This is a genomic window from Bacteroides sp. K03 (assembly GCF_019734355.1).
In the GTDB taxonomy this organism is placed as follows: Bacteria; Bacteroidota; Bacteroidia; order Bacteroidales; family Bacteroidaceae; genus Bacteroides; species Bacteroides nordii.
Window position 1 is genome coordinate 394,976 of the sequence record NZ_JAASHC010000003.1, and the last position, 20,537, is coordinate 415,512.

17 protein-coding genes are annotated in these 20,537 nt (G+C 38.4%); 8 read left to right on the forward strand and 9 right to left on the reverse strand.

The window, feature by feature from the left end; all coding sequences use genetic code 11:
* Positions 1 to 375 precede the first annotated feature (375 nt).
* From HCG69_RS04090 to HCG69_RS04115, 6 genes are all read left to right on the forward strand, one after another.
* Positions 376 to 1,806 carry a TolC family protein gene (locus HCG69_RS04090; RefSeq protein ID WP_221648961.1) on the forward strand — a complete coding sequence of 477 codons (1,431 nt, stop codon included), beginning with the start codon at positions 376 to 378 and terminating at the stop codon, positions 1,804 to 1,806.
* 92 nt (positions 1,807 to 1,898) lie between these two features.
* Positions 1,899 to 3,119 (forward strand): efflux RND transporter periplasmic adaptor subunit, encoded by a 1,221-nt coding sequence (locus HCG69_RS04095; protein ID WP_221648962.1) that lies wholly within the window; start codon positions 1,899 to 1,901, stop codon positions 3,117 to 3,119.
* An 18-nt stretch (positions 3,120 to 3,137) separates the two neighbouring features.
* Entirely contained in the window at positions 3,138 to 3,884 is a 747-nt protein-coding gene (locus HCG69_RS04100; protein WP_221648963.1) for an ABC transporter ATP-binding protein, read from the forward strand.
* 185 nt (positions 3,885 to 4,069) lie between these two features.
* Positions 4,070 to 5,290 carry an ABC transporter permease gene (locus HCG69_RS04105; protein ID WP_221648964.1) on the forward strand — a complete coding sequence of 407 codons (1,221 nt, stop codon included), beginning with the start codon at positions 4,070 to 4,072 and terminating at the stop codon, positions 5,288 to 5,290.
* A 108-nt stretch (positions 5,291 to 5,398) separates the two neighbouring features.
* A complete protein-coding gene (locus HCG69_RS04110; RefSeq protein WP_221648965.1) occupies positions 5,399 to 6,454 on the forward strand; it encodes a sensor histidine kinase in 1,056 nt (351 codons plus the stop codon).
* A 115-nt stretch (positions 6,455 to 6,569) separates the two neighbouring features.
* Positions 6,570 to 7,268 carry a LytTR family DNA-binding domain-containing protein gene (locus HCG69_RS04115; RefSeq protein WP_221648966.1) on the forward strand — a complete coding sequence of 233 codons (699 nt, stop codon included), beginning with the start codon at positions 6,570 to 6,572 and terminating at the stop codon, positions 7,266 to 7,268.
* Positions 7,269 to 7,625: 357 nt separating this feature from the next.
* Here the strand turns inward: HCG69_RS04115 and HCG69_RS04120 are convergent, their stop codons facing one another.
* Genes HCG69_RS04120 through HCG69_RS04135 form a run of 4 tightly spaced genes read right to left on the reverse strand, consistent with a single transcriptional unit; the run spans position 7,626 to position 11,397 of the window.
* Positions 7,626 to 8,564, reverse strand: a complete 939-nt coding sequence (locus tag HCG69_RS04120) for a T9SS type A sorting domain-containing protein (protein ID WP_221648967.1) — start codon at positions 8,562 to 8,564, stop codon at positions 7,626 to 7,628.
* A gap of 2 nt (positions 8,565 to 8,566) precedes the next feature.
* The gene (locus HCG69_RS04125; RefSeq protein ID WP_221648968.1) at positions 8,567 to 9,496 is read right to left on the reverse strand and encodes a hypothetical protein; all 930 of its coding nucleotides are present in this window, start codon (positions 9,494 to 9,496) and stop codon (positions 8,567 to 8,569) included.
* Positions 9,497 to 9,532: 36 nt separating this feature from the next.
* Positions 9,533 to 10,324, reverse strand: coding sequence for a hypothetical protein (locus HCG69_RS20610; RefSeq protein WP_255585413.1), 792 nt, complete (start codon positions 10,322 to 10,324; stop codon positions 9,533 to 9,535).
* Between the two features lie 23 nt (positions 10,325 to 10,347).
* Positions 10,348 to 11,397: a hypothetical protein gene (locus tag HCG69_RS04135; RefSeq protein WP_221648969.1), complete on the reverse strand. Its 1,050-nt coding sequence runs from the start codon at positions 11,395 to 11,397 to the stop codon at positions 10,348 to 10,350.
* Positions 11,398 to 12,579: 1,182 nt separating this feature from the next.
* On the opposite strand from HCG69_RS04135, the gene HCG69_RS04140 reads away from it, so the two are divergent.
* Positions 12,580 to 12,801, forward strand: a complete 222-nt coding sequence (locus tag HCG69_RS04140) for a hypothetical protein (RefSeq protein WP_221648970.1) — start codon at positions 12,580 to 12,582, stop codon at positions 12,799 to 12,801.
* Positions 12,802 to 12,938: 137 nt separating this feature from the next.
* Here the strand turns inward: HCG69_RS04140 and pgl are convergent, their stop codons facing one another.
* From pgl to gnd, 3 genes are all read right to left on the reverse strand, one after another.
* On the reverse strand, positions 12,939 to 13,667 hold the full coding sequence (pgl, locus tag HCG69_RS04145) for a 6-phosphogluconolactonase (protein ID WP_221648971.1): 729 nt from the start codon (positions 13,665 to 13,667) through the stop codon (positions 12,939 to 12,941).
* Positions 13,664 to 15,160: a glucose-6-phosphate dehydrogenase gene (gene zwf / locus HCG69_RS04150; protein ID WP_221649087.1), complete on the reverse strand. Its 1,497-nt coding sequence runs from the start codon at positions 15,158 to 15,160 to the stop codon at positions 13,664 to 13,666. Before zwf ends, pgl begins: the two co-directional genes overlap by 4 nt.
* A 97-nt stretch (positions 15,161 to 15,257) precedes the next feature.
* Entirely contained in the window at positions 15,258 to 16,733 is a 1,476-nt protein-coding gene (gene gnd / locus HCG69_RS04155; protein ID WP_221648972.1) for a decarboxylating NADP(+)-dependent phosphogluconate dehydrogenase, read from the reverse strand.
* Positions 16,734 to 16,867: 134 nt separating this feature from the next.
* Here gnd and HCG69_RS04160 point away from each other — a divergent pair, with 134 nt between their 5' ends.
* A complete protein-coding gene (locus HCG69_RS04160; RefSeq protein WP_221648973.1) occupies positions 16,868 to 18,034 on the forward strand; it encodes a dicarboxylate/amino acid:cation symporter in 1,167 nt (388 codons plus the stop codon).
* An 84-nt stretch (positions 18,035 to 18,118) separates the two neighbouring features.
* Here HCG69_RS04160 and HCG69_RS04165 read toward each other — a convergent pair whose 3' ends face one another.
* The gene (locus HCG69_RS04165) at positions 18,119 to 18,313 is read right to left on the reverse strand and encodes a hypothetical protein (RefSeq protein WP_221648974.1); all 195 of its coding nucleotides are present in this window, start codon (positions 18,311 to 18,313) and stop codon (positions 18,119 to 18,121) included.
* A gap of 885 nt (positions 18,314 to 19,198) precedes the next feature.
* The gene (locus HCG69_RS04170) at positions 19,199 to 20,467 is read right to left on the reverse strand and encodes an ATP-binding protein (RefSeq protein ID WP_221648975.1); all 1,269 of its coding nucleotides are present in this window, start codon (positions 20,465 to 20,467) and stop codon (positions 19,199 to 19,201) included.
* Positions 20,468 to 20,537: the final 70 nt, after the last annotated feature.

A 20,537-nucleotide genomic window follows, 5' to 3' on the forward strand; every position in this document is an offset into this window, starting at 1 on the left:
CATCCGAGTTTTATTTCATAAGAGTGTACACTTTAGCATATCAAGAATGTACAATATAGTATAGTAAAAGTGTACAATTAACACTTACAAAACTGTACACTCTTGACAACCTATAAACAAGAGTTTCTGATTCATTATAAATCAGGCTATTACATAGGTATAAACATTCATCGTCTTCCCTCATTTTTCTCCTTAAAGGATTCATATAATTACTTTTTTGACAACTATGTATTTAGCGGATAAATCATAGTTATCTTATCGACATAAATAACTCATTCGGCGGCGAAACTTCCCCTTACGTCTATCATTTTTGCAACAGTTATTATAGGTACGTACCTTCGCATACATCAAAAAGAATAATAAACTGTAAGAAGTATGATAAATGTAAGAAGATTGACAGTAATAACACTCTGCGTAACCAGTAGTAGCATAGGTGGCAATGTCCTCAGGGCACAAGATAATCCTGCTATGAACACTTACGTTACTCCAGCCACAGAACAAGCGGTGGAGAACAACTCTCTACAACTCCCTGCCGAATGGACTTTACAAGACTGTATCGACTACGCTTTAGAGCAAAACATCACCCTACGCAAAAGCCGTATTAATGCAGAAAGTACAGCCGTTGATGTAAAAACAGCTAAAGCAGCTCTTTTCCCAAGTCTCTCATTTTCTACCAGCCAGAATATGGTGAACCGTCCATATCAGGAATCAAGCAGTACGGTAAGTGGAACCGAAATTCTACGCAGTAACAGTAAAACCAGTTACAATGGTAACTATGGACTAAATGCACAATGGACCGTGTACAATGGCAGTAAACGCCTGAAAACAATTGAACAGGAAAAGCTGAACAACCGTGTAGCAAAGCTGGATGTAGCTACCTCAGAAAAGAATATCGAGGAAAGTATCACACAAACTTATGTACAGATTCTCTATGCTGCCGAGTCGGTGAAGGTTAATGAAAGTACCCTTGCTGTCAGTGAAGCACAATGCGACCGTGGAAAAGAGTTGCTTGCTGCCGGAAGCCTGTCTAAAGCCGATCTGGCACAATTGGAAGCACAAGTAAGTACTGATCGTTATCAACTTGTTACTGCACAAACCACTTTGCAAAACTACAAGTTGCAACTGAAACAATTACTTGAGCTGGACGGTGAAGAAGAAATCAACCTCTATCTGCCTGCGCTGGATAATAGTAAAGTACTCTCTCCCCTACCTACCAAAACGGATGTTTATCATGCAGCTCTTGCCGTACGTCCGGAAATTGAATCGGGAAAACTGAACATACAGGCATCCGAATTAAATATCGATATCGCCCGTGCCGGATACATGCCCAGTGTCAGCCTTAGTGCCGGGATTGGTACAAACAATACCAGTGGTTCTGACTTTACCTTTGCTCAACAAGTAAAGAATGGCTGGAACAACTCTTTGGGATTATCTATTAGTGTACCTATCTTCAATAATCGCCAGACGAAAAGTGCTGTACAGAAAGCTAAATTACAACGTGAGACCAGTATGTTAAACCTGCTGGACGAACAAAAAACATTGTATAAAACCATTGAAGGGTTGTGGCTTGATGCCAATAGTGCTCAGCAACGTTATGTAGCTGCACAAGAAAAACTCCGTAGTACTCAGACCAGCTTCGATCTGGTTAGTGCACAGTTCAACCTGGGTATGAAAAATACCGTAGAACTGCTAACGGAAAAGAATAACCTTCTCAGTGCCCAACAAGAAACCTTGCAGGCTAAATACATGGCCATATTAAATGCTCAGCTACTAAAATTCTACCAGGGGGGGAATATCGAATTATAGACAGATTACGTGTAACCTGCCTAATGGTATACGCAAATCAAATAGTAAATAGTAAATAGTAAACAGTAAATTATAAAATAGTAAATATAACCATGAACAAGAAAAAAATCATCCTCATCGGTGTTGCCATAATAGTGGTGGCAGGTGTAGCGATATGGGCTTTAAGTGGTCGGGTAACCAAGCACAAAATCTCATATGTCACAGCTACCGTGAGCAAAAGTGACATCTCTAACTCTGTAACGGCTACAGGAACGATTGCGCCTGTAACGGAAGTAGAAGTCGGTACACAGGTATCCGGTATCGTAGATAAGATTTACGTCGATTACAATTCTGTAGTTACAAAAGGAGAACTTATTGCAGAAATGGATAAAGTGACACTCCAAAGTGAACTTGCTTCAGCACGTGCAACTTATGACGGAAATAAAGCTGAATACGAATATCAGAAGAAGAATTACGAGCGTAGCAAAGGATTGCATGAGAAAGCTCTTATCAGCGATACAGATTACGAACAAGCCGTATACAATTACGATAAGGCTAAAAGCATGTTCGACAGTAGTAAAGCCGCTTTAGCCAAAGCCGAACGTAACCTTTCATATGCTACCATCACTTCGCCTATTGATGGTGTAGTTATCAGCCGTGATGTAGAAGAAGGACAGACAGTTGCTTCCGGATTTGAAACGCCTACCCTGTTCACTATTGCCGCAGACCTGACACAGATGCAAGTTGTGGCCGATGTGGATGAAGCCGATATAGGTGGTGTAGAAGAAGGACAACGCGTAAGTTTCACTGTAGATGCATATCCCAATGATATGTTCGAAGGTAAAGTCACTCAGATACGCCTGGGAAGTACAAGCAGTAGTACAAGTACGAGTAGTAGTACAACAACAAGCGTAGTCACATATGAGGTAGTCATCTCTGCACAAAACCCGGACTTAAAACTCAAACCTCGCCTGACAGCCAACGTCACAATCTATATCCTGGACAAGAAGGATGTTCTCAGCGTACCTTCCAAAGCATTACGCTTCACTCCTGAAATTCCTCTCATCGGTAAAGAAGACATTGTAAAAGATTGCGCGGGCGAACATAAACTTTGGACAAAAGAAGGTAATACGTTCACTGCACATCCTGTACAAATAGGTATTAGTAATGGAATCAAAACTGAAATCACAGGTGGAATCAACGAAGGTACCCAAGTGATAAGTGAAGCCAATCTCGGTGCAACTACAAGTAATACAGCAGAAATGGAAGCTGGCGGCAATACAGAGAAAAGCCCCTTCATGCCTGGCAGACCGGGAGGAAATAAGAAAAAATAAATTAATGTTCTCAATAATATGAGCAAGAAAGTAATTGAACTACATAACATCAAACGGGACTTTCTGGTGGGGGAAGAGATTGTACACGCCCTGCGTGGGGTCTCCTTCACCATCAACGAAGGAGAGTTTGTAACCATTATGGGTACGTCGGGTTCAGGCAAGTCAACCTTGTTAAATACGTTGGGGTGCCTGGATACTCCAACAAGCGGAGAATATCTGCTTGACGGAATATCTGTAAGAAGCATGAGTAAATCTCAACGGGCCGTACTACGAAACCGGAAAATAGGTTTCGTATTCCAAAGTTATAACCTGCTGCCTAAAACAACTGCCATAGAAAATGTGGAACTTCCTCTGATGTATAATGCCAGCGTCAGTGCTTCCGAACGTCGTAGACGGGCCATTGAAGCATTACAGGATGTAGGACTGGGTGATCGACTGGAACATAAATCCAACCAGATGTCCGGAGGCCAGATGCAACGTGTGGCTATTGCCCGCGCATTGGTCAATAATCCTGCTGTAATACTGGCGGATGAAGCAACGGGTAACCTTGACTCACGTACCTCATTTGAGATACTTGTACTGTTCCAGAAACTTCATGCCGAAGGGCGTACTATTATCTTTGTCACCCATAATCCGGAATTAGCACAATACAGCAGTCGCAACATCCGGTTGCGGGACGGCCACGTGATAGAAGATACGATCAATACTCATATCCTCTCCGCAATTGAAGGATTGGCGGCACTGCCGAAAAATGATGAAGACTGAAAGGATTTACGATTGGACGATTTACAATTTACGATTGAAGCCACTCTTTAAATTATAGATGAAAGTAATCTCAATTGTAAATTATCTAATCGTAAATCAAAATGACTTCAATCGTAAATTGTCTAGTCGTAAGTCGAAGTACCCTCAATCGTAAATCGTAAATTGTCTAATTGTAAATCAAAATAATGAACGGAACCAATTTATTCAAAATAGCCCTTAGGGCATTAGCCAACAACAAGTTGCGGGCTTTCTTGACGATGCTTGGTATTATCATTGGCGTAGCATCCGTTATCACCATGCTGGCTATTGGTCAAGGCTCCAAAAGAAGTATCCAGACGCAAATAGCCGAAATGGGATCGAACATGATCATGATACATCCCGGAGGTGACATGCGTGGTGGTGTACGTCGTGATGCATCCGAGATGCAGACGTTAAAGCTGGAAAACTATGAAAAGCTGCGTGAAGAAACAAACTATCTTTCAGGGATAAGTCCTAATGTATCTTCTTCCGGACAGCTTGTTAATGGTAACAGCAACTATCCGTCATCCGTTAATGGAGTAGGACTGGATTATCTAAAAATCCGCCAATTGGATGTAGAAAACGGAGAGATGTTCACCGAGGCAGATATACAGAGCTCTGCTAAAGTCTGCATCATCGGAAAAACAATAGCTGACAACCTCTTTCCTGACGGATCTGATCCTGTTGGAAAAGTTATTCGCTTCAATAAAATACCTTTCCGCGTAGTAGGTGTACTCAAAGCCAAAGGATACAACTCTATGGGCATGGACCAGGACGATATTGTACTGGCACCTTATACTACGGTAATGAAACGTTTGCTGGCCGTCACTTACCTGCAAGGTATCTATGCCTCTGCTCTCTCCGAAGATATGACAGATTATGCCATTGAAGAAATCACAAGTATCCTGCGTCGCGAACATAAGCTGAAAGACAGCGATGATGATGATTTTACTATACGCAGCCAACAGGAGCTTAGTACAATGCTCAATTCTACAACCGACCTGATGACTACCCTACTCGCTTGTATCGCCGGTATTTCATTGGTAGTGGGTGGCATTGGTATTATGAATATTATGTATGTATCTGTCACAGAACGTACCCGTGAAATCGGACTCCGTATGTCGGTAGGTGCACGAGGGATAGATATCCTCAGCCAGTTTCTGATAGAAGCTATCCTGATAAGTATTACCGGAGGTATTATAGGCGTAATTATAGGTTGTGGTGCCAGCTGGATCGTTAAGAGCGTAGCCCATTGGCCTATTTTTATACAACCGTGGAGCGTATTCCTATCATTTGCCGTATGTACTGTCACAGGAGTATTCTTTGGTTGGTACCCGGCTAAAAAAGCAGCGGACCTTGATCCGATTGAAGCAATACGATACGAATAAACAGCAATAGTAAAGAATGAGTAGTGATAAGTGATGAGTACTATGATCCGCATGGAACTAATCACTTATCACTACTCGTTAATCACTAATTTTACTATCTTTGCAAATATGAAACAATCTACAAACAGCCGCGTTCGCTTTGCCATGGTACTAACCCATATCATTGGCTGGGGTATCATTTTTGGCTTCCCGTTCTTTTTCATCAACCGGGGAGGAGAACCTATTGACTGGATAGGATACATACGCCGTAGTGGAGTACCTCTTAGCTTTTGTATCGTATTCTATTTAAACTATTTCATTCTTATCCCCCGTTATCTGTTTAATGAACGCATTCAAAAGTTTCTATTGCTGAATCTCACACTAATCGTTCTTATGAGCGGTGGGCTTCATTTATGGCAAACCATCATGTTTGTTAACGATATTCCCAAAACTCCCCATAAAAACATGCCTCCCGGCTGGATCTTTTTTGTTCGCGATATGTTCTCGATGGTACTTACCATAGGACTTGCTGCCGCTATCAAAATGAGTATCCGATGGGGACAAATTGAAGCTGCACGACGGGAAGCGGAAAGAAGCCGTACTGAAGCCGAATTAAAGAACTTACGGAATCAGCTGAATCCTCATTTCTTACTTAACACACTGAATAACATCTATGCCCTTATCGCCTTTGATACAGACAAAGCACAACAAGCCGTACAAGAGTTAAGCCGGCTTCTTCGCCACGTATTGTATGATAATCAGCAGACATTTGTCTCTTTAGGGAAAGAAATGGATTTCATTCGCAATTACATAGAGCTAATGCGTATCCGCCTCTCCTCCAATGTAGTAGTAGAAACAAATATCGATATCTCTCCGGATAACCGGACAGAAATCGCTCCGCTCATTTTCATATCACTTATCGAGAATGCCTTTAAGCATGGTATCTCTCCTACAGAACCCAGCTTTATCCGCATTGCTTTTTCTGAAGCCAACGGAGAAGTGAGATGTGAAATTACAAACAGTTACCATCCCAAAGCCGAAACAGATAAAAGCGGTTCGGGTATCGGACTGGAACAAGTAAGCAAACGTCTCGAATTAATCTATCCCGGACGCTATCAGTGGCAACACGAAGTGAGTAAAGATAAAAAAGAATATTCATCAAGATTAGTGATTAGGGAGGAGTGATTAGTGATAAGTGATTAATGATTAGTGCCATGCGGTTCACAGCGTAGCCCACTAATCACTTATCACTATTCACTAATCACTATTCACTAATCACTAATCACTAATTATTAAAATCATGACTCTAAATTGTGCCATCGTAGACGATGAACCTCTGGCTCTTGATCTGTTGGAAAGTTATGTCAACAAAACTCCGTTTTTGTCTTTAACCGGTAAATATTCGAGTGCTGTACAAGCAATGAACGAGCTTCCGGAAAAGAAAGTTGATCTGCTTTTTTTAGATATTCAAATGCCGGAACTTAACGGGCTTGAATTCTCCAAAATGGTAGACAAAAATACCCGTATTATATTCACCACTGCTTTCAATCAATATGCCATCGACGGGTATCGGGTGAATGCTCTCGATTATTTACTAAAACCCATTTCATACGTCGACTTCCTGCAAGCAGCCAACAAGGCGTTACAGTGGTTTGAGCTCGTACAGAAACCGGAAGAGATCGAAAGTATCTTCGTAAAAAGCGATTATAAACTGGTACAAGTAGAACTTAAAAAGATTCTTTATATCGAAGGATTGAAAGATTACATTAAAATATATACCGAAGATCAGCCCAAACCCATCCTTTCGCTGATGAGCATGAAAGCTATGGAGGAATTGCTCCCTCCCACTCGCTTCATGCGAGTACATCGTTCATTCATTGTGCAAAAGGATAAAATACGGATCATAGATCGTGGTCGGATTGTCTTTGATAAGACATATATCCCCATCAGTGATAGCTACAAACAGGTTTTTCAAACTTTTCTTGATGAAAGAAGCTAAGAAATAACCCGTTTATCGGTAAAAAGCCCCCATTTGTCTATTCTTATTTGCAAAATAGATGACAAATATGTATCTTTGTACCGAACAGAAAGGAGTTGTGAAACTCTGAGAATAGAATAGTTTAGTTAAGTCTAGTTTAGTTTTTGTGTTAAGAGGCTTCCTCGTCGGCGGACGAACAAGGAAGCCTCTTTTTTATTTACTTATCTTCAATTAATTACAAATACAAATCGGGTATTTTCTTTCTTAATTAGTATTTATCATTAAGAACCCCAAAACGTCACTTTGAGCGATATTCTATTGCCGTTTTATTGCTGCAATACTAAAAAATTAAGGCAGCTTATCAGGCTGCCTTAATTTTTAATTCGCTACTACCATTCGTTTGGTATCAATCAAACAATCATCAACTATAAGAGAATACATATAAACTCCATTAGTTAGTTCTGTAGTGTTTACATCAATACTATTTGGGCCAATAGAAGTTATTGGTATTTTCAGGACTAAAACTCCCATCATATTATAAAATTGCAAACAGGCACTTCCTGAATTCTCAGGAATATAACAATTAATAGTAGTATGCTCACTTACAGGATTAGGTGAGTTTTGGCTTAATAAAGCAGACTTCTTCTCTATTTGCATTTGATTATCTGCCATATTCCTGTTACTAAAATCAGCTTTTGTTTGAGATATAATAAAAGTATTTCCATTATAAATTCTTACAACACTTCCCAACTCTGCAGTAAATCCTGGAACAATCCGCACAGAATTAGAACCATTCAATATCACATTAGCTCCACTCTTTATGTTTACATTCTCAACATATATATCTTGAGCCTGATAAGACCTTTCATTATTTATATTAACATTTTCAACATTACCATTAAATGGATTAATAGGAATTGTATATACGAAAGGCCTAATTTCTTCATATCCATAAATATAATAATTTAATGGCATATAAAATTCTATCTTTCCTTCTTCTTTGCCATCCCACATTACACAAATATTACTTACGTTTGCATTAGGATGAGGATAATCATTGGCAAGTTTTGTTATTGTAGTCAAAGTATAATTCCCATTCTCATCCTTTATTTTCCCATTAACAACATTCCATGTTACATAACCAACTTCAGATGCACGTGTCTGTATACCAACAGCTATATCAAGATGAAAAATATAGGAATATTCTTTATAAGGTTCATGGATTTCCCAATAATTAAGTTCACCCTTTAAATAATACTGAGCATTCACTGTAAATGAGTACAGTGATAACAAAAACAATATTATAACATTTTTCATAATTAATTACTTTTTTGCGTTTTTAACTCATTTACTTCTTCTTGCAATTTTATAACATACAAGGTTAACTCTTCAACTTTTTGAAGTAATAAAGCATTCACTTCACCCAAACTAACTCCATTGGCTTTAACATCTGATTCACTAGGAATACCTGGTAAAGTACCTTTTTCTGTAATATGCTTCTTTACCTCTCCTAATGTTGGAAGTTTATAATCCTTCTTAAAAACAAAGTCGGCCCAATCAGAGTCTACTTTTATCTCTTTTGCACGAATAGTACCATTAACAGCTAATTTATATCCTTGTGGGTCCAGTGTACCAATACCAACATTATTATCTTTTGAAAATAAGACAACTGGAACATCATCGGTCATAGACCCATTACGATATCTTAAGTCTCCAGAATAATTAATATAACAGGAACCATTATTATCATTCCCATTATATGATATTCGTAAACTATGATCTCTATCAGAAGTATTACCAAAAATCAATTCTCTATTAGAAGGAATAAACAAGTATTTGTTTACATGTATATTTCCATTAACATACTGATCTCCATTAATTGTTTGAACCCCATTAAAAGTATTTACTCCTCTGGTGGCAAACTCCTGCCAATTGTTATTATACTCAGTATCCGTTTTCAAGTGGGCCAGTTTTCTAAAAAATATTCGGTCGTCATGTTCAAAAGTTGTGGAAATTTGAAATTGATAATTAAGGTTTGAATCATTATGACGCATAACAAATAAATATTTCCAAGGCCATTGGGGAATTTCATAAGGATAGTTTGTTTGAATTTTGTCTGAATCATAAATACCTGTATTTAATATACTATTAAAACTATTAATAGTTTGTGCATAACCATCCCCTATTTGTTGAGCAAAGCCCAATCCCACACTAAATAGTGACACAAAAAGCAGTAGAATCTTTTTCATAACCTATAAATTTAAAAGTTAGTAAATTAATAGCTATTATCTCTTTTTTAACTCATTGATTTCTTTCTTCATTTCAATTATGTATAAAGTTAATTCTTCTATCTTTTGAAGTAGCAAAGCATTGGTTTCAGCTAAATTCACTCCATTGGCTTTTACTTCTTCTTCCGAAGGTACACCCGGCAAGGTACCTTTTTCACCGATGTGTTGCTCTACTTCCTCCAATGTAGGAAGTTTGTAATCCTTCTTAAAAACGAAGTCAGCCCAATCAGAGTCTACTTTTATTTCTTTTGCACGAATAGTACCATTAACAGCTAATTTATATCCTTGTGGATCCAGTGTACCAATACCTACATTACCTCTATTAATGGTCATATACGTTTCTGCTCCGTCACCCCATGACTGAATTTTATCATAAGGATCTCGCTCCCACCACGTTCTAGTTTCTCCTGGCTTTGAAAAAGAGTCATCAATAGAAATACCTTCATGAAATCTGGCAGTAGTCCATTCATCACCAGCGGCATCTCTTACAAGAAAAAGTCGATTGTAAGCTACATTATAAAAACAATTAGTGATGAATGAGTATAAAGTAATATAATCTCCTTTGGCTTTCTGCAAAGGTTCTCCCTGGAAAGCTGAAAACATGGCAGTAGGATCATCAATGTCACCAAGACCTAAGCGATGAAACATTCTATCATCGGATGAAGTCAAAGTATTAGTCATAGAAGATCGAATGGAAACAGCACTTACACTATCATTTTTTTGATCAATTTGTGCAAACATCATTGATGAGTTTAATAATAGCAATACAGCAATAATCTTTGTTTTCATAATAATATTTTTAAGCGTTAATATTAATTTGATCTAATGCTTTTTATTTCGGCTTCCATACTCTCCATTCGTTTTTCTTGTTGAATGATGTAAAGAGTCAGTTCCTCTATTTTTTGAAGTAGCAAAGCATTTGTTTCAGCCAGGTTTACTCCGTTGGCTTTAACCTCCGCCTCACTTGGTATACCAGGCAAAGTTCCATTTTCATTGATATGGGTCTCAACTTCTTTCAGAGTAGGAAGCTTATAATCTTTCTTAAAAACGAAGTCAGCCCAATCAGAGTCTACTTTGATCTCTTTTGCACGAATAATACCATTAACGGCTAATTTGTAACCTTCTGTGTTAACAGTACCGATTCCAATACTCCCACTCGTCAGCAAATTATGCGAACTAATAGTACCATTTACATCAAACTCACTGGATGGATTAACTGTACCAACACCTATTTTTCCATATTGATCAATATGCATTCTCACCCTCGGCATTCCTGTAGCATCCCCAGGCTGGCTAGTCATTAACTGTAAAAAAGTACCCCATTCATCACCTCTAAACGCTCTTATACCACTTTGCCCTGCATACTTAAAATTAAAAATAATATCTCGCTTCCCTGCTTCACCTGTAGGAGAATTAGGACCTTGAATAATGAATGTGGAATTTGTATTATCCAACTCATTTCCAAATTCAAATGAGTCAGTTACTTTTAACTTCTCCAAATTAACATTCCCGAACAGATCACTCATCAATATTTTATTCCATCCATTCCAAGAAGAAGAGAAAAAATCACCATTTCTATAAAAAACACCATTATTATTAAAACTTAATTGACTTATATATCCAGCCGTTCCGTTAAATCCAGGAGAAATCGTCAGATTCGTGGTAAATCCATATGCAGTACTTATTCCTGAAGTCGTTAAGAACTTCAAGTCTGCTCTAATTACTTTTTCCCCATAACTATTAGGTGATTCACTTACATCCCTTGTATCATTAACTTCTAAGGATGTTGCAGTTTGCGCACTGGCATTCATTGCCAATAAAAAAAGAATAAGCACAACTAATGGATAAAAACTCTTCTTCATAATAATAAAATTAAAATGTTAACACTAATAAGGATTTATCTCAATCAATAAAATATTTATAGTGGATTGTATATTATCAAAAAGAATGATTTCGAAGTAAAGGAGAAATGACTTTAGACAAAAATAAAGAAAAAGATCAAAATATCCTAAAAAGCTACCCGGACAATTACAATGTTTATACATCATAATAAAAATCTGTATATCAATATCATATACGTTTCACAAAAAAAAGAACCCGGACAATTCAAGATTTATTTTTATGCTACAAAATGAGATTGTAGAAAAAATAGGCAGATAGTGTTAGTTTATTAGAGTATTCATAAAAAATAAACCTTGATTCTGAAGAAACGAAACCTGCTTAAAATGCTTCACTTATCATGTGACTCACACATAACTCATCGTAAAGTGCCTCACTCCTACAGTTATCCTCAACCCTAATAGCATGAACATCACAAATCACAATCCTCTCTTATTTATTTCTCATAGCATTTATTAGCCACAAATAAAAATCATATCAGCTGTTTACAGAGTAGGCGTAGTCTACATGCAGGTAAGGTATAACCTCTAAACAAGCCTTATAAAAGGATGATAATGGGGTATTATTGCAGCCTAAAGCATACAAATCTTAAATCCCCTCATCATATTTTTTCATTATTCAATTATTTATATTATCTTTGCGCATATAAAAGCCATAAAACAACTTCGTGTTGGCTTATAAGGTTGTCTCTTTCTATTTTTTGGGCACCTCTATTTACTTATCAAACAACAATAATATATCACTATTTGAAATTCTGATTAATATATTAGTCAGGCTTGTGAAAGTCTGTATATATACTTTTTTAAATTATAGCATAAGATTTGATAAATCTCTATGTAAGAGATTTCTTGTCCGCCCAGCCTGTGAAGGTAGGGCGGATTTTTGTTTATATAGCTATCATACTTAATAATTCGTTAAACAGGACTAAGAATTAAGCTAAATACAGAACCTTTTTAACCAAATATCTGTTTTGATTTAAAACTTAAACTTTTTATACGGCAGGCCATCTGTGAAGACAGCAAGCCGTAATATTTTATTTCTATTCATTTATTATTTAAAAAGCGACTTAGTAAAAAAATAATATATCACAAATAGTACAATTTTATTATTATAGCATTATCTTTGTACCCGTTAAAACAGATGAGATGAACGAAGAAGAATTAATGCTAAATGGCCTCCTGATTGACAAATGCAAAGAAGAAGGAATTATGATAGCTTTGGTTGCTATCAACAGAGAGACAAAAGAAATTGAATTACCACAGAGCTTTAAAGATATAGTAAACGACCCTAACTACTATATTTGCTACTGTCATAGAAATGAAAAAGAAGAATACCTTATTGAGAAAATAAAAGAAGTACCCGATTAAAAAACAGATAAGAATGAATTATACAAAGCCATTCTTATCACAGGTTTCAATACGAAAAGAAAGCCGTTTCTTATCGTATTGAAACAACTTTCTTATATAGATATTTCAGAAGATACTACAATCAACTTGTTAACCGATCAATCCGGTATTTCTTCTCTATTTATTTTCGCAGCCGCATAATCATCAAGAAAGAGCTCTACATTCTTAGCATGATGGGCAATATATGCAGCAGGTCCTGTGTCACCAGAAGTACAAATCTCCTCCACCACTTCAGCTTTACTTCTGCCTGTGATCAAGAAGATTACCCGACGGGCATTAATAATAGGACACCCCGTCATCGCAACACGTTTCTGGCCATTATTCGGGTTATAACTTACTTCATAAACCCGGTCAGCAGACAATAGTTTCTCTTGTCCGGGAAAAATTGATGAAGTATGCCCATCTCCACCTGCTCCTAACAATATTATATCAAATACAGGCCAACCATCCTGCAAAGGAACCTGGCTTTCTACTACCCGGGAATACCGGACCGCTTCCTTATCCGGTCTATCCTCTCCTCTGATACGAAACACATTTTCATAATCAATAGGAACCACGCCCACCAACAATGAACGTACCATTCCATAATTGCTATCTGAGTTCTCGGGTGGAACACAGCGTTCGTCTACAAAAAAAACTTTCATCCGCGTCCACGGAGTAATATCGCTATATTCGTTTGCCCACAAGTCAAACATCAATGCAGGAGTACTTCCACCACTTAAAGCAATATTGAAAGTCTTGCCGGGTTCATCTATCATAATCTTTATCAGATGAAGAATCAGTGCGCGTGCCGTCTCAATGGACGAAGGATAAATAAAAGGTTTCATAGTTCACAATATTGGTCTGTGTTTGTCAAATTTTTACAAGGATTAGTCCATTCAGCACTATGTTCGTGCATCATAGCTTCACTTTCGAGAGGACCCCATGTACCGGCCGGATAACCATAAAGCGGTGCATCGGGATGTTCTTTCCAATAGTGGAGAATTGGATCAAAGAACCGCCAGGACGCCTCCACTGCGTCACTTCGTGTAAAGAGCGTAGGATCACCCTGGATACAGTCATCAATCAAACGGGCATAAGCATCGCCACCAGGTACGCCACCAAGCTGGTTATAACTGAAATCCATTGTTACTTGTTTCACTTCAAATCCTGCACCAGGTACTTTCATACCTATTTTCAGAACAATACCTTCATTGGGTTGAAGGCGAAGGATTAGTTTATTGGCACGAGGACAATTACCTCCCGCACAATGAAACATCTGATGTGGTGTTTCACGGAAGTGTACCACTATTTCCGTAACCTTGGTAGGCATTTGCTTTCCGGTACGGATGTAGAATGGAACACCACTCCAACGCCAGTTACTAATTCCCAGTTTCATAGCAATATACGTCTCCGTCCGTGAATCGGGATTTACATTTTTCTCTTCACGATATCCCTTCTTATTACCAGAAGCGGTGTATTGCCCCCGAACAATATGTTCTTCAAAATCCTCTTCGGTCAATGGAGTCAGAGATTCATACACTTTCACCACTTCATTACGGAATGTATCAGCATTAAAGATGGCAGGTGGTTCCATTGCCGTAAGTGCCACAAGTTGTATGAGATGATTCTGCACCATATCACGTAAGGCCCCGGCAGTATCATAGAAACCACCACGCTGCTCAATACCCAGATTTTCAACAGCCGTCACCTCTATATAATCGATATAATTACGATTCCACAGAGGTTCAAATATCCCGTTAGCAAAACGGAAAGCAAGCAGGTTTTGAGCAGTTTCCTTACCCAAAAAATGGTCAATACGGTAAATCTGATGTTCATCGAAAACAGAAGCATAAATACGATTCAACTCTTCAGCAGACTGAAGATCGTATCCAAATGGCTTCTCTACGATAATACGTGCCCTTCCGCGATTAAGATGCGCTTTTTTAAGGTGCAACGGAATCACTCCATATAAAGAAGGAGGTGTAGCCAGATAGAACAACAGATTATCCGGTTCCTTCTCTCCGGCAAGTTCTTCAATACGCTGACGAAGGCGGACATAGCCAGCCTCTATAGCAGGATCAATAGCCAGATAATAAAGATGTTGTGTAAAGCTATCCATCAACTCTTTATCCTGTTCTTCGGGTTTCACAAATTGTTCAAGTTCTGTATATATGTAAGCACGATAGTCAGTATCCGAGTACACAGTACGTCCCACACCTATCACAGAAAACTCCCCTGTGAGACGCTTATCTCTATACAAAGAGTACAAGGCAGGCATCAGCTTACGTTTAGTAAGGTCACCCGAAGCGCCAAAGATTATCATTACAAATTTATCCATCATCTTAGTGATTAGTCGTTAGTGGTTAGTGATTAGTGATTAGTGATTAGTGGCTGCGCTATTATGCCGGATGGCACTAATCACTTATCACTTTTCACTAATTATTGTATATTCCTGATTTCGTATCACCACCATGTCCTGTCCAGTTCTCATGGAAGAACTGTCCGCGGAGTTCATCTTTTCGTTCAAAAGTATGTGCACCAAAGTAATCGCGTTGCGCCTGTATCATATTAGCAGGCAAATTGGCGGATACCAATGAATAGAAATAATTCAATGCCGAAGAAAAAGCGGGAACAGGAAGCTCCTCATGCATAGCCTGTACTACGAGCGTTTTCCATCCGGATAACAGCTCCTTTATTTCATCCCGGAAATAAGGTGCCAACAAAAGATTTTTCGGTTTATCCTTTGCCTCGAAAGCAGCAGCAATGTCATTTAAGAAGATACTACGAATGATACAACCGCCACGCCACATACGTGCAATAGAAGCCAGATCGAGTTTCCAGCCAAAAGTATCAGAAGCACGCTGAAGTACAGCGAACCCCTGAGCATAAGAAACCAGCTTGGATGCATATAATGCAGCATAAATTTCCTTCACCAATTCCGGTTTATTATAAACAGCTTGTGTACGTTTGCACTGAAATTGCCGTGAAGCTGTCTCGCGCAACTCTTTCTGAGCCGACAAACTACGTTCAAATACCGCAGTAGCAATCAGTCCCAAAGGCATACCCAGCTCCATGGCATTAATAACGGACCATTTCCCCGTACCCTTCTGTCCTGCAGTATCCAGAATTTTATCCAACAAATACCCTCCCGACTTATCTGTATGCCGCAAAATATTTGCTGTAATTTCAATCAAATAACTACGAAGTTTCCCTTCATTCCAATGAGAAAAGACATTTGCCATCTCTTCATTCTCCAGGTCAAGCAGATTCTTCATTACCCAGTACGCCTCAGCAATAAGTTGCATATCGCCATACTCTATGCCATTGTGTATCATCTTCACAAAATGTCCGGAACCTGCCGGCCCAATCCAGTCGCAACAAGGCGTACCGTCTGATGCTTTTGCTGCAATACTTTGCAGAATAGGTTTCACCTCCGACCAGGCTGCTACTGAACCGCCTGGCATAATGGAAGCACCATTCAAGGCTCCCTCTTCACCACCAGACACACCTGCACCGACGAAAAGAAATCCCTTCGACTCAGCCAATTCCACACGACGATTGGTATCCTCATAATTGGAGTTACCACCATCAATCAAAATATCACCCGGAGAAAGTAAAGGGAAAAGTTGTTCCATCAATTCATCTACAGCACTACCTGCACGAACCATCATCATTATCTTTCGAGGCAAGGCTATTGAATCTACAAATGCAGCAATATCAGTAAAACCTTCGATGTTTAGACCTTTAGCCCGCCCATTGAGAAATCGTTCTACCACTCCTTCTTCTACTCCGGGCACTGTACGGTTGTATACCGATACATTCCATCCTTTACTTGCCATATTCAAAGCTAAATTTTCGCCCATTACAGCCAAACCAATCAGCCCAACATCTGTTTTATTCTGTATTGACATAATTGTAAGTTTTATCTAATTAGTTGTTTATTCTTTATTAATTTACTTATTTACTATAACATATACAATAAAATTTTGTTCGGCTATTTACAGAAAAAATGCTACTTTTGTAGCAATTAAATAAAGTTTCGACCATGAAGAAAATCCATATCGGCCTGTTACCCCGCATTATTATTGCCATTTTGTTAGGAATTGCAGTTGGACACTTCTTTCCGGCCTCGTTAGTTCGCATATTTGTAACATTCAATGGTATCTTTAGTGAATTTCTAAATTTTTCTATTCCGCTCATCATTCTCGGACTGGTCACAATTGCCATTGCCGATATCGGAAAAGGAGCCGGCAAAATGCTGATTGTAACTGCACTGATTGCCTACGGAGCGACATTGTTTTCGGGTTTCCTCTCCTACTTTACCGGTGCTACTTTATTCCCATCCTTGATAGAGCCCGGAAGACCACTCGAAGAAGTGAGTGAAGCACAAGGCATACTTCCTTTCTTCTCCGTTGCCATCCCACCGCTAATGAATGTAATGACATCTTTGGTTCTCGCTTTCACACTGGGATTAGGATTGGCCACACTACGCAGTGATGCCCTAAAGAATGTGGCAAGAGATTTCCAGGAGATTATTGTCCGCATGATCAGTGCTGTCATTCTGCCTTTGCTACCGCTCTACATCTTCGGTATATTTCTCAACATGACACACTCCGGACAAGTATTCTCCATCCTAATGGTATTCATCAAAATCATTGGAGTTATTTTCGCTTTGCACATTTTCTTATTGATTTTTCAATACTCTATTGCCGCACTGTTTGTTCAACGCAATCCTTTCAAATTATTAGGACGGATGTTACCAGCCTACTTCACCGCATTAGGAACTCAATCATCTGCTGCTACCATCCCTGTCACCTTAGAGCAGACAAAAAAGAATGGAGTATCAGCTGATATTGCCGGTTTTGTCATTCCACTCTGCGCCACGATCCATCTTTCGGGCAGTACACTAAAGATTGTAGCCTGTGCTTTGGCTTTAATGATGATGCAAGGTATGCCATTCGATTTCTCTCTTTTCGCAGGATTCATTTTTATGTTAGGCATCACCATGATAGCCGCACCTGGTGTTCCCGGAGGAGCTATTATGGCATCTTTAGGTATTTTACAATCCATGTTGGGCTTTGACGAATCAGCACAAGCATTAATGATAGCGTTGTACATTGCAATGGACAGTTTCGGTACAGCATGTAATGTTACAGGTGATGGGGCAATTGCGCTAATTATAGACAAAATCATGGGAAAAAGTAAGCAGTGAATAAGTTAAACAAACAAGGAGAGCCCATCAATACTTAAAATGAAAAGTATAGAAACAGCCTTCCTTCCCAATGATATCAAAACACTAAAAAAGGCGAACAATAGAGATGATACCCTGTTCTTTCAATTCCTGTAATATTTTGCTTTCTTTGTTACTACGGGCCTTAGAACCATGTGCCAGCTCATAAACCCGCCATGGAGCAGTTTTAAATTGAGATGCCACCTTGATATAAACCATTCGTCTACTCGAGAATAAAAAACGACCAAACCACTTAATCATAAGTTAACAGTTTTACTTGTTATTAATACATGCTTTAAACAAAACAGACGCGTCTATGCATAGTACGCATCTCGCCCAGATATCTGCATACAAAATTAATTGCAAGCCAGATGCTTTCCAACAAAATCAATCTTCAGTATATACCATCTTGTCCAAAGATTATATCACTTTGTCCCTCTCAATTCATATCACACTTATTCTCAGGAAGTTTAAATATGTCACTAACTCTGTTATACAATGACATAAGGATTTTCTCCTCTTCAACCGGTTTTCATATCTCACCGCCCATACAGGTATCACAAAAGTATCTCATAATGAACACATAAGCAAGCTACTCCTCTTAAATTAATGATTATGTAATATGTATTTCAAAATTACAAAAAGACAAAAACAGACTCCTCCTCCAATCTATTTTTTATATCAGAAAAACAGATAAAAAAGAATTGTTGCAAACAAAAAATCTCTCAATAGTTTTTACGTATTGAGAGACTTTTATTACATATCATCTCAAAAAGAGACTTATTAACAAGATGGTAAAGGAGAAAAATATTTCTTCATAAACAGAAATGGAATACTGGTATTTCCGATGCGACAAACCGATATTCTCATGAAGTATCAAGTGATGGATGATATAAGCACATTATCCACCCCATAAACAACTAACAGATTGTTTTATCTAAAGAGTTTATCACTTTACAGTGAAGTTATTTGATACAATGGTAGAAACAGACTATAAAACACTGAAAACCAAGCAATAAAAAAGTACGTACTTTTGGGGTACAAAAGTACGTATTTAAATCACTATTAATATGCATTTTAAGTCACCGTTAAAATACTAAGTTTGCAAACAAGAGATTAAAGAGTTGTGGCAGATAATAATAAATGTTACAACATTTCTGCCAATTTCCACACCTGTATATGCCGTATGCCTTCCTTTGACGGCAATGCTACATTATCAAGAGATACTATCCACTTTTCATAATTATCCTGTATTGCCTCCAACGAAGCATACAAAGACTGCATCGTCAACTCATTATCCAAAGCACACACACACTGAATGTAGATAATCCGGTCTCCTTTCCGTGCAAGAAAGTCAATCACTTTATTACGATGTACACCTACATAAACAGCATATCCGGCACGTCGTAATTCAAGATAAACATGATTTTTGAACTTTGCGTCCTGTTCGCGGACAAAGAATGGATAAAGAAAACGCATGAAAGCCCAATCATTAATATAATAACGACAACTGCCCAGCACTACTTCTTTACTACGAACCTGACAGCGCTCTACACGATGAATCAGGAAAGTATTCTCGAGGTAACTGATATAATTGGCAATCGTATCATAACTCGTCTTTCGCTGCTGCGAATTAAAATGAGTAACCAGATTAGTAACAGATACCAATTCGGACAGATGTGTTGCTAAATAGATAAGTACATCTTCAAAAAGCCGGGGATCTTTCACACGATACTGTTGCACAATATCACGAAACAGTGCGGTATCTTTAATAGAGGAGACATAATTCCATTTTGCATCTTCCGTTGATAAAACAGAAAGCCGGGGCAAGGAACACCCTTCCATATATGCAGCATAGCTCTTACCGGAAGCTTCTTCCCGCACATGTTCTCTATACTCTGCATAACTAAAAGGAAAAACCTCAAAACTCACATAATGCCGGTCCGGCATCCCTTCCGCATCGCAAGGAAGTATCTCTCTACCGGACCCACTGATAAACAGCTCACTACTGTTGACATAATCCTGCGAATGAGAATATACAAACTCTTCCCAACCTATGATGTTCTGTATCTCTTCAATAAATAGATAGATTTTTCCTACCGGATGAATTCGTTCCCGATAAGTAGATAAAAGTTCTTCAAGTCCTTCACGTCCGGATATGAAACCAGAATCGGTGAATGAACGATTTATATACAATATATTCCGTGCCGATACTCCCTCATCAAGTAAATGAAGCATAATCTGCCGAAGCAGATATGATTTCCCTGCCCCACGTTGGCCTATCAGTAACTTTATCAGTTTATTACCGATATAGCCAAAAATACGATTGGTATAACTCTTACGAATGAATCCGGCTTCCGGCAACCGTCCGTTCCAATAGTTAGAGAGACTTAATTCATTAAAACAATCATTCATATCCGAATATATTAATACTACAATTAAAAAATTCAAATAAAAATGATATTTATAAACTAAACAATATAAT